Origin of the sequence: Anabaena cylindrica UHCC 0172 (assembly GCF_034931625.1) — a bacterium.
Lineage (GTDB): Bacteria > Cyanobacteriota > Cyanobacteriia > Cyanobacteriales > Nostocaceae > Anabaena > Anabaena cylindrica_A.
On the sequence record NZ_JAYGGY010000003.1, the window covers coordinates 93,896 to 117,415 of the forward strand.

The 23,520-nt window shown below is 39.3% G+C and carries 21 protein-coding genes; 9 read left to right on the forward strand and 12 right to left on the reverse strand.

All coding sequences use genetic code 11. The annotated features are described in order from the left end of the window. Positions 1–44: 44 nt before the first annotated feature. Complete coding sequence (locus VB713_RS01700) at positions 45–947, reverse strand: tetratricopeptide repeat protein (RefSeq protein ID WP_323309853.1); 903 nt, start codon at positions 945–947, stop codon at positions 45–47. A gap of 379 nt (positions 948–1,326) precedes the next feature. Here VB713_RS01700 and VB713_RS01705 point away from each other — a divergent pair, with 379 nt between their 5' ends. Continuing rightward, a complete protein-coding gene (locus VB713_RS01705) occupies positions 1,327–2,358 on the forward strand; it encodes a hypothetical protein (RefSeq protein WP_323309854.1) in 1,032 nt (343 codons plus the stop codon). Positions 2,359–2,627: 269 nt separating this feature from the next. Here VB713_RS01705 and VB713_RS01710 read toward each other — a convergent pair whose 3' ends face one another. The 3 genes from VB713_RS01710 to VB713_RS01720 form a co-directional block, all read right to left on the reverse strand. Continuing rightward, a complete protein-coding gene (locus tag VB713_RS01710; RefSeq protein WP_323309855.1) occupies positions 2,628–3,797 on the reverse strand; it encodes a homocysteine biosynthesis protein in 1,170 nt (389 codons plus the stop codon). A gap of 131 nt (positions 3,798–3,928) precedes the next feature. Then, on the reverse strand, positions 3,929–5,461 hold the full coding sequence (locus tag VB713_RS01715) for an NAD(P)H-hydrate dehydratase (protein WP_323309856.1): 1,533 nt from the start codon (positions 5,459–5,461) through the stop codon (positions 3,929–3,931). A gap of 48 nt (positions 5,462–5,509) precedes the next feature. Then, complete coding sequence (locus tag VB713_RS01720; protein WP_323309857.1) at positions 5,510–6,316, reverse strand: hypothetical protein; 807 nt, start codon at positions 6,314–6,316, stop codon at positions 5,510–5,512. A 272-nt stretch (positions 6,317–6,588) separates the two neighbouring features. On the opposite strand from VB713_RS01720, the gene mnmA reads away from it, so the two are divergent. From mnmA to VB713_RS01740, 4 genes are all read left to right on the forward strand, one after another. Next, positions 6,589–7,644 (forward strand): tRNA 2-thiouridine(34) synthase MnmA, encoded by a 1,056-nt coding sequence (gene mnmA / locus VB713_RS01725; RefSeq protein ID WP_323309858.1) that lies wholly within the window; start codon positions 6,589–6,591, stop codon positions 7,642–7,644. 172 nt (positions 7,645–7,816) lie between these two features. Beyond that, on the forward strand, positions 7,817–8,428 hold the full coding sequence (locus VB713_RS01730) for a Uma2 family endonuclease (RefSeq protein ID WP_323309859.1): 612 nt from the start codon (positions 7,817–7,819) through the stop codon (positions 8,426–8,428). 189 nt (positions 8,429–8,617) lie between these two features. Beyond that, on the forward strand, positions 8,618–9,763 hold the full coding sequence (locus tag VB713_RS01735; RefSeq protein ID WP_323309860.1) for an ImmA/IrrE family metallo-endopeptidase: 1,146 nt from the start codon (positions 8,618–8,620) through the stop codon (positions 9,761–9,763). Beyond that, positions 9,753–10,337: a hypothetical protein gene (locus tag VB713_RS01740; protein WP_323309861.1), complete on the forward strand. Its 585-nt coding sequence runs from the start codon at positions 9,753–9,755 to the stop codon at positions 10,335–10,337. Before VB713_RS01735 ends, VB713_RS01740 begins: the two co-directional genes overlap by 11 nt. A gap of 27 nt (positions 10,338–10,364) precedes the next feature. On the opposite strand, the gene VB713_RS01745 is transcribed toward VB713_RS01740, so the two are convergent. Beyond that, a complete protein-coding gene (locus VB713_RS01745) occupies positions 10,365–10,634 on the reverse strand; it encodes a type II toxin-antitoxin system ParD family antitoxin (RefSeq protein WP_323309862.1) in 270 nt (89 codons plus the stop codon). A gap of 194 nt (positions 10,635–10,828) precedes the next feature. On the opposite strand from VB713_RS01745, the gene sat reads away from it, so the two are divergent. Together sat and VB713_RS01755 are read left to right on the forward strand one after the other, a co-directional pair. After that, positions 10,829–12,010 carry a sulfate adenylyltransferase gene (sat, locus tag VB713_RS01750; RefSeq protein ID WP_323309863.1) on the forward strand — a complete coding sequence of 394 codons (1,182 nt, stop codon included), beginning with the start codon at positions 10,829–10,831 and terminating at the stop codon, positions 12,008–12,010. Between the two features lie 101 nt (positions 12,011–12,111). Continuing rightward, positions 12,112–14,298 (forward strand): caspase family protein, encoded by a 2,187-nt coding sequence (locus VB713_RS01755; RefSeq protein ID WP_323309864.1) that lies wholly within the window; start codon positions 12,112–12,114, stop codon positions 14,296–14,298. A gap of 206 nt (positions 14,299–14,504) precedes the next feature. On the opposite strand, the gene VB713_RS01760 is transcribed toward VB713_RS01755, so the two are convergent. Continuing rightward, positions 14,505–15,377 (reverse strand): S-methyl-5'-thioadenosine phosphorylase, encoded by an 873-nt coding sequence (locus tag VB713_RS01760; protein WP_323309865.1) that lies wholly within the window; start codon positions 15,375–15,377, stop codon positions 14,505–14,507. A gap of 346 nt (positions 15,378–15,723) precedes the next feature. Here VB713_RS01760 and VB713_RS01765 point away from each other — a divergent pair, with 346 nt between their 5' ends. Beyond that, positions 15,724–15,927 carry a hypothetical protein gene (locus VB713_RS01765; protein WP_323309866.1) on the forward strand — a complete coding sequence of 68 codons (204 nt, stop codon included), beginning with the start codon at positions 15,724–15,726 and terminating at the stop codon, positions 15,925–15,927. A gap of 168 nt (positions 15,928–16,095) precedes the next feature. Here the strand turns inward: VB713_RS01765 and VB713_RS01770 are convergent, their stop codons facing one another. The 6 genes from VB713_RS01770 to VB713_RS01795 form a co-directional block, all read right to left on the reverse strand. After that, positions 16,096–16,875 (reverse strand): LEVG family PEP-CTERM protein, encoded by a 780-nt coding sequence (locus tag VB713_RS01770; RefSeq protein ID WP_323309867.1) that lies wholly within the window; start codon positions 16,873–16,875, stop codon positions 16,096–16,098. A 461-nt stretch (positions 16,876–17,336) separates the two neighbouring features. After that, positions 17,337–17,999, reverse strand: coding sequence for a phycobilisome degradation protein NblB (nblB, locus tag VB713_RS01775; RefSeq protein WP_323309868.1), 663 nt, complete (start codon positions 17,997–17,999; stop codon positions 17,337–17,339). A gap of 53 nt (positions 18,000–18,052) precedes the next feature. Continuing rightward, on the reverse strand, positions 18,053–18,511 hold the full coding sequence (locus VB713_RS01780; protein ID WP_323309869.1) for a CBS domain-containing protein: 459 nt from the start codon (positions 18,509–18,511) through the stop codon (positions 18,053–18,055). Positions 18,512–19,325: 814 nt separating this feature from the next. Beyond that, positions 19,326–19,598 carry a hypothetical protein gene (locus tag VB713_RS01785; RefSeq protein WP_323309898.1) on the reverse strand — a complete coding sequence of 91 codons (273 nt, stop codon included), beginning with the start codon at positions 19,596–19,598 and terminating at the stop codon, positions 19,326–19,328. 221 nt (positions 19,599–19,819) lie between these two features. Continuing rightward, positions 19,820–19,975, reverse strand: a complete 156-nt coding sequence (locus VB713_RS01790; protein ID WP_323309870.1) for a lmo0937 family membrane protein — start codon at positions 19,973–19,975, stop codon at positions 19,820–19,822. Between the two features lie 620 nt (positions 19,976–20,595). After that, positions 20,596–22,251: a mechanosensitive ion channel gene (locus VB713_RS01795; RefSeq protein WP_323309871.1), complete on the reverse strand. Its 1,656-nt coding sequence runs from the start codon at positions 22,249–22,251 to the stop codon at positions 20,596–20,598. Positions 22,252–22,712: 461 nt separating this feature from the next. Here VB713_RS01795 and VB713_RS01800 point away from each other — a divergent pair, with 461 nt between their 5' ends. Further along, positions 22,713–23,444: a DUF429 domain-containing protein gene (locus VB713_RS01800; protein ID WP_323309872.1), complete on the forward strand. Its 732-nt coding sequence runs from the start codon at positions 22,713–22,715 to the stop codon at positions 23,442–23,444. Positions 23,445–23,520: the final 76 nt, after the last annotated feature.

Here is a 23,520-nt window from a genome sequence, read left to right on the forward strand (position 1 = left end):
CATTGATTTTGAATTCTTTCTCCCCGTCCTCTATCTCTTGCACCTTACGGAGTAGTCGTAGGTGAGTCTGAGGGCGTAGGTGATCCTGTAGGTGATGACGTGGGAGTAGGATTAGAAGCTGCGGCTTTATTAATTTCATCTTTATACTGAGCAGGTGCTAAATCCGTGGCATTCTCAAACAGAGGTTTAGCTTCATCAACCTTACCCTGATCCTTTAGCAACATAGCTTTGGCCAACACAGGACGAAAATCTTTGGGATCTTTTTTGATTGCTTGATCGTATACAGAAATAGCTTGAGGTTCGTTTTTCTGAAAAGCATACACACTACCTAAAAGCACCTGGACAGCGACCACATCAACGCTTTCAGGCTGAATTGTATTAGCTTGAGCAGCATTAGATAAAGTTTCCTGTAGCAAGCCAATAGCCGCTTCAGGACGTTTTTCACTAATTTGTAAATTTACCATTCCTTGCAAAGCTTTGAGATCCCCTGGTTTTGTTGCTAAGATTGAGCGGTAACTTTGTGCGGCTCCTTCCTTGTCGCCAATTTGTTGCTTCGCTTGTGCCAGCAGTACACCATACTCTGACTGTTGTGGATTTAGTTTAGCTAACTTCTCTAAAGGGTCAATTACTGCTTGAATATCAGCTGGTTTAACTTCACCTCTGCCTTTTTGACTGAGTAGTTGTAACCGTGCTTCGACAAGTCCTTTTAGTGCAGTTTGATTTTCTGGTTCCTTTTGCAGAACTAGTTCATAACCCCTAACTGTATCTGCCAATTGTGACTTTCGATCAGGTGAAGAAGAACTATTAGGATTACTATTAGGATTTTGACTTGTAGGTTGAGAATTATTTAAGGCTCCAAGTATGGGTATCAGGGAAACCCCAATAAAAGCTACAACAGCTAAACCCAAAACGATCCGAATTATCCACCGATTACGTGGTTGAGACACAATATTTTTCTCCTGGTGAATTTCAACGACATTAACATTTACACAAATCGCAAAGTTAAATTTTTCCAAAACTTTGCGGAATACGGTCATCCGACTGTGAATTTTATAACAAATAACTATCTACACTGCTAAAGTAAGTGATGACTTTAGGAGGAGCATTCAGAATTGTAGCTATGCTATGCTTCCGAAACTAGTGTAAAGGCGCTAAATTACACATTTAGTCTCTAAATGCCAAATTTCGCGCCTTTCTGTTCGCACAGGGCGCTCTGGAATGGCTAGATTAAAAGGAAATATACTTTTATCAGTCATACAAACGCTCTTTCCAGCTACTTTTGTAAAATCCCATAATTGGGATGTGTCTCCGCCGCAAGGAGTTTTTATGAATTCCGACCTGATGCCGTCTCCTGAATCTTCCAATTCTACTGCCTCTCAAGAGGCTCCAACTAAAATTGATGCAACTGCTAATGTTCAAACAGCAGAAGCTGATGTGTCAAAATCTGATCATGCGCCCGTTAACTCTGGTGAGACTGTTGGAAATGGGCATTTAGCCAATCGGCTACAACCAATTCCACCTCCTAGTGAACCAATGCAGTATCGAGCAATTGGTTTAGTTCGAGGCCGTTACTGTGCCAGCAGTGAACAGTTTACCCAAGGAACGTTACTAACTGCTGATAATGTAGAACTCAATTCTGTCCTGTTAGGTCGGATTATGAGTTTAGTCAAGAATCACCTAGACCTAGAAAAAGAACATCTGTGGGTAGTTTATCCCCGCACTAGACAAGAAAACGACTCATTACATATCCAAATTGTGGGGGTTTGGGAGCCAGAAAATCTGGCCAAAGATTCCTCAGAAGATGAGCAAGATGTAAGTTCGCTAGTCTTAGAAAGGACAGAAAATGGTTTAGGAAAAAAATCCCCCCGCGCTACCGCTGGTAAAGAAGAAATTTCCGAAACCCCAAAAGCCTCATCAGAACTACCTGATGGTGAGTTTTCTGTGCGTGGTGAGGTAGTTTTCCAATCTTTTGATGATAGAAGTTTGGTTGTCAAGATTAAGCAGGCTCCACGGAAACCAACTGATAAAGCTAAGTATTTTAAGTTGAAATTACGGGGTGTGCTGACTACCAAAGCTGTGGGTAAGTTTTGGGATTTTAAAGTCAAACGAGAAGCTGATGTATTAGTTATAGATAATGCGGAAGCGATCGCTGATTTACCCAAAAAACGCAAACCACCATTCAAAGGTGGCCCTCGTGGTAGTGGTGGACCTGGTAGACGACCATTCCCCTCCAAACGCAATGGAGAAACTCCACGTCCGATCAAAAAAACAAGTGGTGATGCTGCTGCGGTATCTAAACCTATGCCAAAACCTCCTGCTCCTAAGCCAGTCAAGAAGGCTAAACCAGTAGAGGAGTAGTCCGAGTGCTGAGTACTGAGTACTGAGTACCGAGTGCTGAGTACTCAGTACCGAGTACCGAGTTTTAAGTGCTGAGGGCTGAGTATTGAGTCATTAAGATTGAGTGATGAGTGCTGAGTAGTGTAATTACCACTCAGCACTTGTTGTTAAAAGAACTCCACAAAAAAGATGGATGATCCAAGTTCACTCCTATCAAAGCGACTTTTCTTCCCCCTGCTCCCTGCTCCCTTGCAGTCACAACGACGGGATATTTTTTTAGTTGGAAGTCTCTAAAAGTCTGTCCAGCGGTCTTGGGGTAAAAAAGCTCGATCCATTGGTATGGGGGAAACTGGCTCTGTAAGGGTAAATGTGCCGGCTTCTATCCACTGTTTTAACTCTAGAGCTACTTGTCGTGAGAGAAACATACTGGCTAGTGGTGCAACTCGCACCGCTTTACCTTCAATGGTGATTTTTCCAGATTTGAGTTGAGCGTAACTCACTAAACCAAAGGTGGGACGGACGCGACGGGGGATGGAAAAATCTACTATTGGTGCTACTAAGTCTTGATCTAGTACAGCGCAGTGTGCAATTACTGTTTCGTTCAAAACCGGAAGTGGTACACCTACTCCCAACATTAAAGAAGACCCGTAACTTTTGAAGTAACAGCCCCGCACCCAACGCGTATCCATTTGTTTGGCATCACCAATTAAGGCTAAAGTTGCTGATGGGCCAATGGGTGTGCGATTGGCTAACCGTTTTTGTAAGGGGAAGTGCTGCGTACCTTCCCAAGCTACATAACCAATACCACCACCTAAGAATATTCTTGTCCCAATCCCCACCAGTTGTAAGTCGGGATCATTGAGTAGGGGGGAAATTGCACCAGGATTTGAGTAAACTGCATTCCCTAAACGTGGTTGGAGGGGACCCAAATAAGTGTGAAGTGGGCGATCGCCTCCATTCACTCCCACGATAAAATTTTGATAGAGATTACGCGGATTAAATAGATAAAATTGATTGATGGTGTCACGGGTAACACTGGTTTCAAATGTTGCTCTCGGATAACAATCAGTAACTTGTCCTAATGCTCTGACTTGTACGGGTTTACCTGCTATTAAATCTTCGATCACATGACCACCACCGCGTTCTCGAAGTTCTTCGCCGTCAATGGTTTCCGCAGCGCAACTAGCACCCAAGTATAAATCTACTGCGCCAAAACCAGAATATGCTGGTACTCCATCTAACCAGCAACGCCGAATTTTGATTGGTGGGTCAGTGTGTCCAAGGTTAATAATTGCACCGCTTGACTCCATTGGTTCAAAGGTGCCGGTGGTAATCACATCAACTTCTTTAGCAGCTTTGGTGACACCGATTTCTGTTACTCGTGTTTTTAATTCTTCAACCGTCCACACTACGGCGCATTTCCGGTTGATTTTTTCGTTAATTTCCCCAATGGTTCGCATTTTTAATCAAGCGGATTGACACTATAATTATCGGCTGATCTTGCAGTATATGTTCTTCTGGAATTCCTTGCAGAGCGATCGCATCGCAACCACTGTTATTCCTCTGGGTGCGTAGGTTCGGATCTCTAAAATTATCGCTGATTCCAAACCAGCAGAACTTTCATTAAATACTGCGTCAAAGTAAAAGCATCAACACCTAATTCTGTCCTTTCTGATGCTGCTAAAATTCCCGCTTGAGAATGCCACCAAGCCGCAGTTGCCACAACATCTTCAATATTAGTTTGTTTATTTGCGACTTGTGCCAATAGTCCACCCATTAACCCAGTTAACACATCACCGCTACCACCACGGGCTAAAGCTGGCGTACTTTCAGAATTTATCCAAACGACACCTTGGGGATTAGATATGGCTGTTCTTGCCCCTTTTAATAGTATTACAGCCCCTGTTTGCTTGGCTGCTGTCTGCACTGCATCCACTCTGTTGGTGTAGGGAATTTCGGGAAATAAGCGCTGAAATTCACCTGTATGGGGTGTGAGTACGGTTGCGGCTTGACGTTGTTGTAAAGTGGGGATGGTTCCTAATTGTGCCAAGATATTTAAAGCATCAGCATCGAGTATTAAAGGAACTTCACTAGCAATTACTTGCTGTACTATCGGCACGGCATCTTTAGTTAAGCCAGGGCCACAAGCAATTATACTAAATGAACTCAAATCGGTATTTTCTGGTAATTGTAACTGAGCGATCGCACCCGTTGCCGTTTCTGGACAACCGATAATTAAAGCTTCGGGTAAATGGGAAACCAACAAAGGTTTAATAGATTCAGGTACAGCAATAGATAACATCCCCACACCAGAAGCACGCGCACCCAAACCTGTTAAAATTGCTCCACCTGCGTATCGTCTTGAGCCACAAATTAATAATAAATGTCCTACTTTATATTTGTGTGTAATTGGGGGACGGGGTAAAGGTAAAGTTGCAAGTGCCGTTTTTACAGTGATGCGTTTGACTTTAATTACTTCTCCCAAAACAGCATGGATATCTGTTAGGGGAATATCAAAATCTATTAATTCAGCTTTGCCAATATATGCTAATGCTTGGTCTTGCAATAAACCCTGTTTCCACAAACCCAAGCAAAAGGTGTGATTTGCCCGAATTGCAGTTCCTAAAACCTCACCTGTATCTGTATGTAAACCTGAAGGTAAATCAATACTAAAAATTGGCTGATTCCATTCATTAAAATGATTAATTGCGGAAGCGATGGGTTCGGTAATTTCTCTTTCTAAACCAAATCCAAATAACCCATCAACTAAAAAATCACAATTTGGTAATTTATCAAATTCTTGATAACAAGGAATTCCCAAACTTTGAGCATATTGAAGATGTTGAGAAGTTAATTCTTTGAGTTTAGCAAAAGGTTGATAAATCCAAACTTGATAACTACGAAAATGTAATTCACGAGCTATAACTAAAGCATCACCACCATTATGACCAGGCCCGACTAAAATTCCTACACATTTTCCTTGGGGAATAATAGCCTGTAAGCGATCGCTAATCAATCCTGCTACTTTTTCCATTAAAGCTGCAACAGGCATACCAGCGGCAAATATCCGCCCTTCAATATCGCGCATTTGGGCAGCAGTAACGATAACTTGTTCTTTAGTCATTGGTAATTGGTAAGAGTTTTTTCCCAGTTCCTAGTCCCCAGTTTCCAATCACTTTCCATAGTAAACTCTGGTATTACCGTAACCTAAATTTCGCAGATAATTATTCCATTGTTCTGCTTCTGAACGTTCTGCAAAAGGCCCCACAGCTATATGCGCTCCTCGTGGCTGAGTTCTCATGAAAACACTGATATTTCTACCAATTCTCTGTTGAATTTGGTCTTTAAGGTAGCGCAGATTATTATAGCTGCTGGGAACGATCGCATAGTAAAAATTAGACTGTTTCTGTTGAACACTGGAACTAGCGTTATTAACATTGGTTGATGTAGAATAGGATGTTTTACTACCAGAATAGTAGGAAACTGCCTCCGTGTTTGAGAAGTTAACAATACGAGCGCCATTTATACCGTTTAATTCTAGTTCTCTAACTCGCTGTTGAGCATTCAAGGGTTTGCTAAAAACACCTGCTTGGATAATATTACGCCCATTATACTGTCGAATATAAGCGCTGTTCTCAATCTGACGAACTCGTTGCAATGTTTGGGAGTTGTCACCATCAACGTAGACAAAATACCGCTCAAAATTTTCACCATATTGACTAATTTGTGCGGTTGAAGAAGGCTGAGAATTTGAGTTTTTTTGATAAAACTCCACAGGTTCCATTTGTTGTAACTGCGGTAATGACTGCTGACTGAGGAGAATTTCAGCAAAAGGTGATTCTGTCTGTGCTATTAAAAAACCATTGTTGGGTATTTCGGCTTGTGCTGGTCTATATTGGTAAGTCAGCACCAAGCATCCACCCACCAATAAGGAAAGTATGGGTACGGGAGTAAATTGACTTGTTTTTAAAGTAGGCATATTTTTTAACTAGCGATCGCAAAATAAAAATTTCTACCAGCCATTTTAATCAAGCAATTGCCGATTCTGGAAATTTAAATATCATCAAAACCGAAGTGCTTTCCTATCAAGGCTTTTCAGGGATGTGTGCTACAATTGAACAGTCTTACTACTCCAGTGTTGTCCTGGTCAGAAAAACCTCTACCAGTACCAGGAGCCAACTTTTGAAAAAATGTAATTTACCATTAGGCTGCAAACTTAGCAGCTACTGAACCTAAAAAGATTTTAGGATTATGAAAAAAGTCGTCGTTGGTCTTTCAGGTGGCGTTGATAGTTCTGTCGCTGCTGCTATTTTACACAATCAGGGCTATGATGTAATCGGTTTGACTCTTTGGCTCATGAAAGGCAAAGGGCAATGTTGCTCTGAAGGAATGATCGACGCGGCTCAAATTTGTGAACAATTGGGCGTTCCCCATGAAGTTGTCGATATTCGGGATGTCTTTCAAACAGAAATTGTTGATTTCCTCGTCACTGGTTACAGTGTGGGGATTACGCCGTTGCCTTGTTCCCAATGTAACAAGACGGTGAAATTTGGGCCAATGGTAAAATATGCCCGTGAACAATTGGAATGCAATGCGATCGCTACCGGTCATTATGCCAAAATTCGCTACGATGAAACCACCGGGCGTTACCAATTGTTACGCGCAGTTGACCGCAACAAAGACCAATCTTACTTCCTCTATGATTTGTCTCAAGATTTACTAAGTTGTTCTATATTTCCTTTGGGTGAATTGAACAAAACTGACACCCGACGTATGGCGGCTGAATTTAACTTAAAAACCGCCGATAAACCAGAAAGTCAAGATTTATGCTTAGTGGAAAGCAACGGTTCCATGCGGGCATTTTTGGATAAATATCTAGCTCCTAAACCAGGTGATATTGTCGATACTACTGGTAAGATTTTGGGACAGCATGATGGAGTGCATCATTACACAATCGGACAGCGTAAGGGTTTGGGAATTGCTGCACCAGAAGCGTTGTATGTAATCGAACTAGATGCTGTAAATAATCGTGTTGTTGTAGGCGATCGCTCTAAAGGAACTGAGGCAGAATGTACAGTAAACCGAGTAAATTGGGTTTCCATTGCTGAACCAGCAACCCCCATTCGTGCAGAAGTGCAAATTCGTTATCGTTCCGCACCTGTACCCGTGACAGTAATTCCTTTAGAAGATTCCCGCGTGCGTTTGGTATTTGATGAACCTCAATTCAGCATTACCCCTGGACAAGCTGCGGTTTGGTATGAAGGGGATAAGGTATTAGGTGGGGGAATTATCGAACAGTTTAGTTAATTATTAACTTCAAGTTGCTAGTTATTTAGTTAAGGCTGGTAATAGGTAATTGCTAATCAAAATGCTGTTATTATCCTGTTAATCCTTAAATCCTGGACATCCTGATTCTGACATTTTCTCTAACTAGCAACTTACGTTATTAATATCTACCTAATCATGGGGACAAATGATAATGGTACAATCAGCCCTAAAACTGATCACAGTCAATGAATTTATTAATCAGTACGGTGATCATGATAATTATGAACTCATTGATGGGGAATTAATCGAAATAGAACCGACAGGACTCCATGAGCAAGTATCATCTTTAATTGGGCGAAAACTGAATGTAGAAATTGATCGTCAGGACTTACCATATTTTATTCCTCACCGCTGCTTAATCAAACTATTAGGAACAGACACAGCCTTTCGTCCCGACGTGATTGTGTTAGACCAAACACAACTAATCAATGAACCATTATGGCAACAAGAACCTGTAATTACATCAGGAAAATCAATTAAACTAATTGCAGAAGTTGTAAGTACAAATTGGCAAAACGACTATGCCCGTAAAGTTGAAGATTACGCCCTATTAGGTGTACATGAATATTGGATTGTAGATTATTTGGGTATTGGTGGCAGAGAATATATTGGTAAACCCAAGCAACCTACTATTACAATTTGTACTTTAGTCGGGGATGAATATCAAAAGCGACTGTTTCAAAATAATGATAAACTTGTTTCTGCAATTTTCCCCAACTTACAATTAACTGCAAAACAAGTTTTTATAGTAAATATGAAGTAGGGTGTGTTACGGCTATGCAAAGATTAGGGAGTTTAAGAAAGTAATAATTAGCCGTAACGCATCAGAAAATATAAAATTTACTTATAATTACCAAATATATTTTAGCACAAAAAATTGTGCTATTATTGACCAACTAGATAAAAAAATTAACTTAGTAGCTAAAAATTAAGTTTATCAGGCTGTTTTTGTATGCCTTTTGACTCTGTTCTATTTGGTTCAAAAATCAGAAAATATCGAGAACAATTTGAAAAGTCACTTGTAGAAGTTGAATCAGCTACAGGAATTTCCGAAGAAATTTTAATTGCTTTAGAAAATGGAAGCAAGATGCCAACAGGTGACGAAGTTTTGATATTTGCAGACTATTATCTGTGCGACTACCAGTTTTTTATTTCTGAAGAGAAAGTTGCTCCATTTGAACAAACTGAAATTTTGTTCCGAAGATATGGAGATGAATTCTCAAAAGACGATCGATGGGCAGTACAAGAATTTTTGTTTTTATGTGAATGTGAACAATATTTATTAACTTGCCTTCCGAGATATAATTATCAACCTTTTAATTTTATTACAGAAGGAACTTATTATATAGGACATGGACAAGAATGTGCCAAGCAACTTAGAAGGCATAGAGGTTATGCCTTTAATGCAGTACCTATGGATATTTATGAAGATTTTCGATCTTTAGGATTTCATATATTTCGTCGTCAGCTAGGTAACTCTAAAATTTCTGGTTTATTCATTAAACATCCCACCGCAGGTAACTGCGTACTAGTTAATTATAATGAAGATATTTATAGACAGAGATTTACAGCTGCCCATGAATCTGCACACGCAATTTTAGATACTGATCAATCAATCGTTGTTTCTTTAAAGACTAATACAAAAGAATTAATTGAAAAGAGAGCTAACACATTTGCATCAAATTATTTGATGCCACCAGAATTTTTACAACAAATACCGGATTTGAGGATTTGGAATTCTGAAAAAGCTGTCGAGTGGGCAAACAAACTTAAAGTCAGTACAACTGCTTTAGCTAATGCTCTAAAGAATGCTAATTTTATATCTGAGGCTGTAGAATTAGAAATAAAGTCTGTAAGAGTACCAAAATATTTAAAAATAGATCCAGAACTACCAGAAACTTTACCAGTTGGCTCTCGTCAGCGTCGTGAAGAATTACTAAAAAGAGGATTATCTAACTTCTACGTTGGGCTTTGCTTTGATGTTTATGAACAAGGTATTATTTCAAGTGGAAGAGTTGCGGAAATGCTTCTATCTAGCAAATATGAATTAAATGAAATAGCAAGTACATACGGGAGAATGATAAAATATGGCGATTGATCCATCAAAATTTCATAAAAATAATGTTATAGATACTTGTGCTATTTGGAATATTCTTGCTTCTAAACTTCTTTATGCAACTGCTCAAAATGCAGGGTGCAATTTTATTTGTACCTATTTCGTATATTATGAATGCTTGCACAAAACTCGTAAAAATCCTAAACAGGAAGAGATAGATTTACAAAATCGTTTTCGCGAAGAGTATAAAAATGGTAAATTTCAATATCAGCACTTAACTATTGAAGACCTTCAAGATGTAGAAATTCTCCAAAGAAGAATGAATATAGATAAAGGGGAACTAGCATCAATAGCTTATGCAAAGAAAACAGGTAAAGCTTTTCTTACAGATGACCAAAAGGCTAGAAAGTTAGCTGCTAATTTCTTAACTGCCAAAATGGTACAAACTACACCTCATTTACTAGGTTGGCTGTTATTTATCACTTATTTAAGTGATGGTGACTTGCAAACAATTATCAATGAACACCAAAAGCTGGATAGACCATTAAAAAAATATTTTGTAGATGTTTATAAGATGGTTTTAGATTATAAATTAAAAGCTTTTAAAGCCCAGTAACTGAATAAGATTAAAAATAACTGCTCATTAACCTTGTTTTGCCCCTTTCTGCTTGGCGATTTTTTCTCGCACAGCTTGACGGATATCTTCCCAATCATCAGAAGTCATCTCAGTTGCATTCCCAGAATTTAGACCTTCTAAAAGCATCTTTTCCAAACGTTCATCTGCTTGACGTTTTTGGTCTTGACGCACTAACTCACGAAAATACTCACTGATAGTGCTGTAACCGCCATCTGCGACTTTCTCTTCTATATAAGTCCGCATTGCGTCAGGGAGAGATATATTTATACTTTTCACTGGCACTAATTTCCTAATTGTCCCTTCATCATATTATATGGCAATTTATGCCATTTACTGACATAAGGTTATCAATTCCCAATCTCACCCTTCCCGACCGGCAATTGACAAAAAGTTTTCAGAATTTGTACTATGTGTACCAACAATTTGATAAATTAATACATAGTTCGCAACAATTATAGGGAAAAATTACGTTGAGTTACCATCTAGATGCCATTGCCCCCCACGGTGGAGAGTTGGTTAACCGGGTTGCTACACCGGCACAAAAGGAAACATTCCTTTCCAAGGCTGACTTTTTGCCACAAGTGACACTTGACGATCGCGCTGTTTCTGATTTAGAAATGATTGCGATCGGTGGTTTTAGTCCGCTGACAGGTTTTATGAACCAAGCAGACTACGATCGCACAGTAGCAGAAATGCGCCTTGCTAACGGTGTTGTCTGGTCAATCCCAATTACACTATCTGTTACAGAAGAAGTTGCTGCGCCTTTGCAAGTAGGTGGTGTAGTGCGTCTGAATAACCCTAATGGCGAGTTTATTGGGGTTTTGGAACTGAGCGAAAAATATACCTACGACAAAAAACGCGAAGCTATCAATGTCTATCGCACTGATGATGCTAAACATCCTGGTGTGCAGGTAGTCTATAACCAAGGTTCTGTAAATTTGGCTGGTGATATCTGGTTATTACAACGAGATTCCCATCCCCATTTTCCTAGCTACCAAATTGATCCTGCTGCTTCCCGGCAAATGTTTAGAGATAAAGGTTGGAAAACTATCGTCGGTTTCCAAACTCGTAACCCTATCCACCGCGCCCATGAATATATTCAAAAGTGCGCCTTAGAAACTGTGGATGGTTTATTTTTACACCCATTGGTAGGAGCAACCAAAGAAGACGATATCGCCGCAGATGTGCGAATGCGTTGTTATGAAATCTTGATGGAACACTATTACCCTACAGATAGAGTAATATTAGCTATTAATCCAGCGGCAATGCGTTATGCTGGGCCAAGGGAAGCAATTTTCCATGCTTTAGTTCGTAAGAATTACGGCTGTACACATTTTATAGTCGGGCGAGATCATGCTGGTGTGGGTGACTACTACGGTACTTATGACGCTCAATATATATTTAATGAGTTTGCACCTGGAGAATTGGGCATTGTGCCAATGATGTTTGAACACGCCTTCTACTGCAAACGCACCAAACAAATGGCGACAACTAAAACCAGTCCTAGCAAACCAGAGGAACGAGTTCACTTGTCGGGGACAAAAGTCCGGGAAATGCTTCGTCGTGGTGAGTTACCCCCACCAGAATTCTCTCGTCCAGAAGTGGCAGCAGAATTGGCGCGGGCAATGAGTATTCCCACGGTATTGGTTTAGAATTTGTGGGAAACTAACAAAAAAGTATAATCAAAAACTTTACTCTATAGACTTCAGCCCTTTAAGCTGTTAACTAATGGGCGGAGGGCTGATTGCTAATTATGAAACGGCGTGCGTTTTTAGAACGGATTGGCTCAATATTGGCGGTATTGGGGCTGACTGAAGCTGAGTGGTTGACTTTGGGTAATCGCTATTACCAAGCTTTGGCAGCACCTAATCCCCGGAAGTTGGCTTTATTAATAGGCATTAATCAGTATCCACAAAGTCCTGCTCTTAGTGGTTGTCTGACTGATGTGGAATTGCAAAAGGAAGTGTTGATTCACCGCTGTGGCTTTGCTGCTGCGGATATTCTGACTTTAACTGAGGAACAAGCCAGCCGGGAATTCATTGAGGCGGCTTTTGTCGATCATTTGGGTAAGCAAGCCCAGGCTGGTGATGTGGTTGTTTTCCACTTTAGTGGTTATGGTAGTCGCGTCAAATTGGGGACGTTTCCAGAGACTGTGCAGAATGCTCTGATTCCATTTGATGAAAAAAAACCACAAGAGCGGAGGTTTGTCAACTATTTATTAGAAGAAACTCTGTTACTTTTATTGCGATCGCTCCCCACCGACCGAGTAACCGCAGTCTTAGATACGAGTTACTATACTCCAACTACATTACAACCATCAGTTTTGCAAATTCGCGCCCGTCCAGAATTGCCAGCAACGCAGTTAGCGCTTCCAGAACTGGAGTTTCTCAAACAACTGCAAACGCAAAACTCAGCCGTTAATAAAGCAATGGTGTTGAAAGCAACCTCAGACCCAAACCAACAAGCAGGAGAATTACTATTTTCTGGTTGGAGTGCAGGTTTATTTACCTATGCTTTAACCCAATATCTATGGGAAGCTACACCAGCAACAACAATTCAAATTATCTTCTCTCATCTCAGCAGTTCTATGTATAGACTGGGAAGTGAACAGCAACCAGAGTTAATGAGTGGGCTAAAAAATACTCAAAGTAGTGCCATTGTTGATAATTTTCCCCTCAATAATATTGGCGCTGAAGGAGTAGTCAAAGCTGTTGATGAAGAAGGTAAAACAGTTGATCTATGGTTAGGAGGATTAGTTCCTCAAGTTCTAGAATACTACGGTGTTGGTTCTAGATTCACTCTACCGACTGGAGAACAGCTAATATTGCGATCATCCCTCAAAGCGGTAGTTGCGCCGTCACGGACTGGGTTAATTGCAAAAGCAGAAATGTCTAACCCAAAAACCAGCAAACCGCCCCAAATTGGGCAACTAGTACAAGAAAAGGTACGCGTATTACCCCGAAATATTAATTTAACAGTTGTCTTAGATTCTGGGTTAGAAAGAATTGAGCGAGTAGATGCTACCAGTGCTTTTGCCTCAATTACCCGTATGGTCAACATCGCATCAGCAGAACAAAGCGCTGATTATGTCTTTGGTAAACTACAACAGATTCCTAGTCGTTATGGGCTTTTTTCTCTTGGTGGTGAGCCAATTCTCAACACTGCTGGGGAAATTGGGGAAGCTGTAAAAGTCGCAGTGCAGAGATTAACACCAAAATTTTCTACCCTTTTAGCAGCAAAACTATGGCGATTGACAGAAAATGAAGGTTCTTCACGCTTACCAGTGAAAGGAACTTTAGAGATTGTTAACAACATAGCGCCCCGGATAGTTATACAACAACAAACCCGGCGCAATCTGGTTCAGGAATCTGGGAATAATAAAGCACTCATAGGTTCAGGAACAACAATTCCCACTGTTCCCATTGGTAGTCGGATGCAGTACAAAGTGCAGAATTTGAGCGATCGCCCGATATATTTAATCTTATTGGGGTTAAATAATGCTAAGAGTGCCTTCGGCTATGACGCATTGGAAGCGATCGCTTTTTATCCTTGGCAAATTAAATCAGAAACAGATGGTTCTGACACAAAACCCCAACTGCAAGAAATAGTCATTCCCCCAGGAGAAACCCTAAAACTACCACAAAATGATCTTACTACTGGCTGGATACTGCCCATGCGAGCTTTCTTTTGTGAACATCAACTAATTATTAGCACTTCTCCCTTTACACAAACTTTCAAAGCCTTATCAACCGCTAAATATCGCACCGCAGAACAATCAATCAGCCCATTAGTTAACCCCCTAGAAGTTGCACAAGCTTTGCTACAAGACTTACATAACGCCAGTAAAGTCAAAACTGATATTAATGGTACTACGACTGATACTTATATTTTGGATGTCAATAATTGGGCAAGTCTTAATTTTAGTTTTCAGGTAGTTTGATACGCTGGAATTCTTGTTTGATATTAAAAACCCACATAAGTGGGTTTTAGGGATTTCCAGGAAATAAATTATCCAATCTTGTGGGATGAGCTTCTGGCCTGTCCGGGTTTAAGGGTAAGCAAGATGCCTACCCCACAAGAATTAATTAATTGAATATTTTTTTATTTGGAAGTCCCTTAGCTGTATAGCCATAATTCCCAATTGCTTTATAAATACTTATCCAACAACAACCCCAACTTCTCCTTAGTCGCAGCTGGTGCATTGGCTAAATTTGTCAAAATCGCATATTTCAAAGCCGAATGAGCATCACTAGATGGGGGATTTTCACTTAACCGCTTTACCGTTTCTTGAATCACCTTTTGAGCATTGATAGCATTCCGTTGTAAATTACCAATTACCATCTCTACTGTGACGCTATCATGATCTGGATGCCAACAATCATAATCTGTCACCAGTGCTAAAGTCGCATAAGCAATCTCCGCTTCTCTCGCTAACTTTGCTTCTGGTAAATTAGTCATCCCAATGACTGTAGCGTCCCAACTACGATAAAGATTTGATTCGGCCTTAGTAGAAAATGCAGGGCCTTCCATACAGATATAAGTACCACTACGGTGCAACTTGACATCAGGTAAATTCAAAGAGGCAATCGCATCAGCCAAAACCCCAGCCAAGTTTTTACAAATCGGCTCACCAAAGGCAATATGCGCCACAATGCCCTCACCAAAAAAAGTTGAAATTCTATTTTTTGTTCTGTCAATAAATTGATCTGGAACCACCATATCTAGTGGTTTTGCCTCTGCTTTCAAAGAACCAACTGCACTGGCAGAAATTAAGTATTCCACACCTAATTGCTTCATCGCATAAATATTTGCCCGAAATGGTAATTCACTAGGTAATAGCGTATGATTACGACCATGCCGAGCTAAAAAAGCAACTTTAGTACCCGCTAGTGTCCCTAGAATTACAGCATCAGATGGTGAGCCAAATGGTGTCTGTACCTCTAATTCCTCCACATCTTTAAGAGCCTCCATTTTGTATAAACCACTGCCACCAATAATTCCAATTTGCGCTAATGCCATAATTCTAAATTTGTTAATTTTTCAACACTAAGTTATTTTACCGAAAATATTATTAATCCAAAGCTACACAGCAGTAATTAGTCTGGTTTTTCTAGTTTCCGTAAAGCTACCATTGAAAACCTGATATAATTTTGTTATTGTCAAGTTAGGTGAAATTAGCTAGTATCGCTTCTCTACAGAAGGGTATGCGGAATTCTTAATAGAGCCTACATATCCCTTACGGGATACTTAATAATCTACATCGACGTAATTACCATTCAGTAAAGGTTTTAGACTTTTCAAATAGGTGGTTTATTTACGCGGAACTGTACTAGTATAAAAATTATATAAATAAATGGAAAATAATATGCAAGCCACTGTAAATTCTCATCCAAGTAATTTAGAAGAAATTTTGGAACGCATATTTAGTAATCGCAGAATTACACGTCAAGATCAACACATAATGATGTCTAGTCTTCTTGCTACAGAAGGTTTAAGTGAGCAAAACATGAAGGAAATTAATAAAGTATTTGATGCTTTAAAAAGAGGATTAATTAAAGTCGTAGATTAGGAATATCACCTATCAATATTAGGAAGAGATTTTAATTACTAACTCAACAGTGATACATAACAAAAATTGAGTAGATTTCAGATACAGCAGATTCAATCAATAAGTTACTGTTTCTAAATTCTACTCAATGTAATTTATGATCATTTTATTTTCGGCGCTCAAATAATATTAAGCTACTGGTGAAGCTTTCTTGCCTTTGCGTAAACCAAATGCACCAGCCATACCTAAAGCACCTAAGCCTAGAATCGTTGTAGGTTCAGGTACTTCTACTTGCAAACGAACACCGTCTCCGGGCTTCATTTTACCACCAATTTTACCGAGGTTAACATTGAATGAACTGACATTTGTTAATGTGACTGTTTGGAAATTACCATCAAGTCCTGGAGCAATAGTCATGTTAGCTCCTGCACCGTTAATTTGACTAATTTTAGTACCTATGTCTTCTACGTCAAAGAAAGTTAGTACTATCTTGGAAAGTGTTTCACCTAAGAAGTCAAATTTATATTTACCAACTTCTAATTGACCATTTTCAGGTATAGAAGCAACACTACCATCGCCATTCACTTTGACAGCCACAGGACGGAACCAAGTACCTTCTGGTGAGTTAGTTCCAGCATCTATTCCTAAAAAGTTAATAGCGAAAGCGCCTAAATTTTGGTTATTGGCAGTTGTGCTGTCATCGCTGAATAACAGACTCTTTCCGTAACCAGTTACGCCAATATTTAAACTTTCTACTGTGTAACCGTAAGCATTTGTATCAATGCAAGTGGCATCAGTAACGCAGCCAGTACCTACTAATTTGATTTCACCCTCAATAGGCGGAACCATAAAAGCTGCTTGAGCCTTAGATACGCCACCGAATAAGCTTAAGCCCAAGGTTGATAATGCAACTGTTGTTACTAAGGATTTGAATGATGTCATTTGTTTAATTGCTGTTTTAGGTGTCATATTTTGAGGCCGTTATTTTTGCCTCGTTTGATTACTATTACAGTATCACCGAGATATCTACTTAAGTAAATATAACTCAGGTGTACTTTACACAATCTTTAAAAAAAAGGACACGTTTGCTTATATTAAATTTATACTGACAGTATGCTGATACTAAAAAATTACACATTTTCCAGAGTCTCAAATCCTTGTCCTGTAAGGAATTAAAGATAAAATCTGTATCTCTATTTAGATAAACGAAACCGGGTAAATTTAGCATTTATTGTTTGAATGTAAGATAAAAAAGAGATACAGCTAGGCCGTATCCCTATAGAATACAATGTATTTAGTGACTTTCCTGAAAACTAATATGAACCAGCGAATTGTACTGGTGAGTATTGTTTTTACTTGGCATTTTCAGTAAACACCGTACCGCAGTAGGTGCCATAAAGACAAGTCTAGGGGATGATCCCAGTCATCAATTAAGCTAATTGCAAAGCTTTTTTCGCTTCATTAGCGATCGCTTCCACTTCATCATTCACCAGAGTTTCTAAAATTGATTTAGCTTCCGCACCACCTAAATTGCCTAAAGCTTGCACTACTCTGTAACGCACTTGCCAATCTGGATTAGTGGCATAGGAAACTAAGAGGGGAACCGCTTCTACATCTCCCAATTCACCAAGGGAACTAATAGCAGCAGTTTGAATTAAGCCATTATCTGAAGAAAGTGCTTGTTTGAGTAGTTCCAAGCCGCGCGGATCACCCAACTCTCCTAATGTAGCAATGATGCTAAACTGCACCAGCCATTCTGGGGTTGTATGGTAAAGCTGCTGCAAATCTTCAAAAGCCGCGTGTAGTTTCAGCGCACCTAAACAATCTGCTGCTGCTGCTTGGACATCCGCTTCAGGATCATTAAGTAAATCCCGCAAGAGATGCAAAGATAACTCTAAATCCTGTTCTCCCAGTGTATCCATCTGACTTACAGCAGAGTACCGGACACGGGAATTACCATCACCAATAGCAATTTGCAGTAGTTCCAAACCAACTTTCGGTTCTAGTTCGCGGATTTGATTTACAGCACGCAAGCGATCGCCTAAATTCTCAGAATTCAGCAATTCTTTCACAGACTCAGTAGAAATACTCATTTAATCATCCTAAATTATCAAATTGGTAATTGGTTTATTAACTTCCCCAGTCCCTACTCTGCGGCCATAGTGCGAATAATGTCCCCGCGAGTGAGAATACCAATAACTTGGCCTGCATTGTCAAGCACAGGTAGACGATGAACTTTATGTTCTTGGATAATTTTTGCAGCTTCTTTGAGAGATTTATCAGGAGTAATAGTCAGAGGATTTTTACTCATTACCTCACCTACTGTTTGTCCCAAAGCCTTATGCAAATCTCGGTCATAAGTAGCAGGATTTTGTAAATAAATCACACTATCCAAAAACATAATGTAAGCTGGGGGTGTTACACCAGTTTCTTGCCACATCAAATCTGTTTCTGAAATAATTCCTACCAATTTACCCGCATCATCAATTACAGGCAAACCACTAATTCGCTTTTCTGCCAAGATTTGGATAGCTTCTTTTAAAAGAGTTTCAGGACGGACGAGAATGGGATTATGGCTCATCACATCAGCAACGGTTTTAGACATTTTTTTACTTACACCTTTTATAAAAGTCTTTTTGATTATTGTAGAAAACTGTGGGTTATCAGCGTATATAGCGTTTCCCAAGCAACTGAGGTACGTCTAAATCCTTACCATCAAGAAAAGTAGCTTTAAAAATATACTTCACTAGAAGGTCTTTAGCACTAAACACTAAACATGGCAACAGAAACTCTACAACAGTCTCTGTTTAAATTCTCTCATTTTTCTGTTGAGTCAACACGTTTTTTAGTCTTTTTATGGTCATTGAGGACAAAGCTTTCAATGATTTTGAACTACATTTTCCATCAAAATAGCCTAACAACTGAGATTTTGTACTTAGTCGTGTTTATTAACTGTATAGGACTCATATTTGATTTTTGAACAAAACTCAGTACACCTTTATTCCTTCTTCCCAGTCTCCAGTCCCCATTCCCTTGCCTCTACGAGTGATTCAGAAATCAAATCGGATTGCTATATATCTAACTTAATCATAATAATTCCTATTTTGGATAATTCTCTTAATTATTAGTTCTTATGTACTAAACATATCCATTTCTTTGGGGTGTGACAGTTGTCTGATGGGATGTAGGTTATAAAAGTTTAAAGTTCAGCCATTTCAAGCATAATTGAGGTAGAAAAATTACTGCCTGTTTGTAATGATTCAGGACACAGAATATTTAATATAGCAAGAAACAGGCAACAGAAGAGAAAAATATTCTCCTGACTCCTGACTCCTATTTTAGTATTATTTCTCAGTCTTTCCTGCCTCATCTCATACAGTTATTATTTGGCGATTACCTCTTCTATTGCGTTTGGTATATTATTGAATTTTCAACACCATCAGACCAACAAGTACAAGGAGACCTAATGTTCTACGAAAGTAATTAACACCTTGAAATAATTCTTCCCAAGCCCAAGTAAATAACGAGCCAAAAGCTAATAAATCCAATCCTGTATTAATTTTTCCTGTTGTAAAAATGATTTTTAATAAACTAGCGACAATCCAGACAATGAGTGGGAGATTTGGCATTTGAGCTAGAACAATTTTGCCTTCACTGTCCCGAAATACTTGATTTACCAATGTATTTTCCATGAAATCGCTCTCTTTATTGATGTTTTTACAAGCACAGAAATTATGAGTAAACTTAGAGGGTGTTTGAAAAGTTTCGGATGGTGATTTTAGACATTTGATCATTCCCGCTAACCCTTTAACAAAGAGGGAAATAGAGTCAAAGTCCTCTTTAAAAAGGAGGAGCTAAAGTTTTTAATACATCAGCAAACACTTTTCAAACATCCTCTTATTTAAAACAATTATTAGACAATACGTCGCCCTATAAATAAGTTGTAGACAATGCCAATCAGCGCTAAAACTAAAAGCAGGTGAATTAAGCTGCCGCCAATGTGAATTGAGAATCCTAACAACCAGAGAAGGACAAGCACAACAACACCAGTCCAGATGAGATTCAACATAATTTTCCTTTTTTATTCAGATATAAGGTGATGAGAGTTCAGCACTTTTTTGAAAGGATGTTTCTGAAAGCCGAATTGAGGAAGCGAAGATCAACCTATAAATTCCCAAAACATCTATTTTATAATTCATTTTTTACTTTACTCAACTTCTTGATTCTAGGATTAAAATATTTAAATATCATCTATAGATAGAAACAGTTTCGATGGGAATGTTATCTATAATTAGACATATATCAGTGAATTATGAACATAAAGTCGTGTAAAAATTGGCTGCTCTATTTTTTAAAAAAAAGTAATAAAAAATACAAAAAATTTACAGGATTATAATTTCAGTGGAAATAAACATAACTATATTGAGAAGGATAAAGGGTAAGAAGAAAGGTTTTTCTCTTTTCCTCTTACCCTCTACATAATTCTGTTTAGTCACGCCTAATTACTTATGTAACAAGCCTAAATAGAAAGCTTTTCTAACTCAATGAATGTCAAAGTTATTTTGTGACAAGCGCTAACTCTTTCAACAGTCTCAACGGTTGAGTTATCTCGGTTCTTACTGACTGCTGACTCCATCAGTTGTGCGATCGCTCATTTCACTTTCGTGGATGCTGTATTTTGCTTATTCCTTAGTACCCTTTTTCTTTGAAAGAAGCTAACCACTCTCTCATTTGTTCTTGGGCAACATCACGGCCACCTAAACCAAAGGCTAAGGCAATAGCGACAGCGATCGCACCAAATAACAATCCAAAGGCTAAATTCACGATATCAGGTGCAACGCCTATCTGTTGTAGTGCCATTGCTGAAACTAAGGCAATGATAGAAATCCGCGCTACTTGTGCCAAAACTCTGGCTTGGGCATTTCCAGAACTGCTAATAATGCTAAAAGCCAAATTTGCCAAAAATAACCCAATCGCAAATACCACCAATCCCGCTAAAATTCTGCCTAAGATAATGACAATACCTGTCACTAATGATGTCAATGCTGGAATATTTAAAATATTCACCGCAGCCACAGTTGCAAACAGCATGATCCCAACTAGGACGATAATCCCGGCAACTTCTGATGGAGTGCGCGTTGGTGCGGTGGAAGTTGTGGGTTCTTCGGAATAAACTGCTTGCTGGTTGAGAGATGGCAAACCCAGGACAGTGAAAATGTTGTTAAAGCCTAAGCTGGTGAGGATAGATGTGACTAATTCTGAGACAAATCTACCGAGAAAATAGGCAACAATTAAAATTCCTGCTGCTGTGAAAATGCTGGGTAAGGTATTGAGAACCTGTTGCAGCATCACAATTGCTGGTGCAGAAATCGCCTCAATTTTTAAAGCATTGAGTGATGCGATCGCTACAGGAATCAAAATCAAAATATAGACAATTGTGCCGATGATCTTTGATAAAGATTGCACCCCCGCAGATGGAGACAGTCCAAACCGACTGCCTACATGATCAATTCCCGTTGTACGTAATAAATTTGTGACAATCCGCTGCACTATATTGGCCACAAACCAGCCAACTGTACCAATGAGAATTGCCGCTAAGATGTTGGGAAGAACTGAAAGAATCTGTGTAGTTAAAGCTTGTACTGGTAATAGTGCCTCCTGAAGTCCCAAAGTCTCCAGAAGTAAGCCCAGAAACAATAAAAAGATGAACCAATACAAAGCATTGCCAATAGTCTCACTTAGAGACAATTGATTTGTGCTGGGTGTACCATCTTGGGTTTCTTGACTCAGACGTTCATCAAATCGGAATGTTCGTAATGTCCGAATAGTAAACACCTTGACGATGGTTGCTAAGAACCAAGCCACACCCAAAATTATGCAAGCACCAACCACCTGGGGCAAAAAGCCAATCAGTTGATTGAGAAAATTATTAAGTGGTCGAGAGGCTACTTCTAAACCCAGATTCTGTAAAACAGCCACTACTGTCAACAGAAATATACTCCAAAAGATCAGCCCAGAGATGAGTTTCTCAATCTGGGGAGCATCTTGACTACCAGTAATTCCAGCCGCAATCCTGTTATCTATGTTTGTGCGATTGAGGATTTTTTCTATGGACTTGGATGCGATCGCTGCAATCAGCAACCCAACTAACAAAATCATAGCCGAACCCAGTAACCGGGGAGTAAACTGAATTAGTTGTTCAACAACTCCTTGAACATCAGGAACTCCTCTACTTACTTCTGATGTTTCTGTTTGCAAGCTTGACGATTGTGCTAAAAATTGCTGCACCCTGTTCGACAAACCAACTGCCGTCAACTGGGTTATTCCTTGCCAAGTTGTGTTCATGGTTTTTCGATATTTTAAGTTTTCGCTGAATACACTGGAAAATGTTTACAGTAACAATTGCTGTTGGCAATTGTTAACTTACGTAAATCCACTACTATCCACTTATCCATTTACCAGTAAGCGCATAAATTGGGATTTATATCAAGTATATTTGCTGGTTTTTCTGAATTAATTTCTAATAGACATTGACCGAATTTAAATATGCATGACCCAGAACCCTTGTAGAGACGTTCCATTGGTAGGGATTTTTGGAGATACATTCTTTTTCGCAGATGTCTAATTTAGTAGAGGTAATGATTGTCAAAAAAAGCATCATTTTTGTTAATTACACAGTCAATATCCGGGACCTATGACACCATACAAGAATCAGCGTCTAAAACGAAACGTCTGAAAGATAGATTTATTTCCTCTAGACATTACTGGCAAATGCGATAATAAATGCATATTTAAGCTGAAAAATCATGAAATTTGTCGGCATTGATTTTGGCTGGAAATCCCAACCCAGTGGACTATGCTGCTTAGAATTAATAGACGGACAACTGCAACTACTAAACTTAGATCACCAAGATGCCATTGCAGACATCCTCACTTGGATAGATAAAACAGTACAAGCAGATGAAGCTGCTATCATAGCTGTAGATGCACCAACACTGATCCCCAATTCCACAGGGAGTCGTTTGCCAGATAAACTTAGTCATAAATACTTTGGCAAATATCACGCTGGCTGTTATCCCGCCAACCAAAACTTACCATTTGCCGAGCGGACAATCAACCTTGGCTTAGAATTAGAAACACGTGGTTTTGCACACGCACCAACCATCGAACCACAAAAACCCAACAGATATCAAATCGAAGTTTTCCCCCACCCAGCCATAGTTAACCTATTTAATTTAGAACGCATCCTCAAATACAAAAAAGGACGAATTAGCGATCGCCGTTCAGAACTCATTAAACTATATAACTACATCCTCAATATTCTCCCTTCACTTTCTCCTCCTCTGCGCCTCTGTGGTTCGTTTCCTTCAGAAATTCCCACCACAGGAAAAGAACTCAAAGCCATAGAAGATCAACTAGATAGCCTAATTTGTGCCTATGTAGCGGCTTATTGGTGGTATTGGGGAGAAAAACGCAACCTAGTTTTAGGAGACTTAAACACAGGTTATATAGTCATTCCCCAAAGAATTTGTACCTAAAACTTACACCCTAACTAAACCATGACATCGACTCCCTATGAAACTGACTACTGGGAAATAGACTTTTGTAAAATTA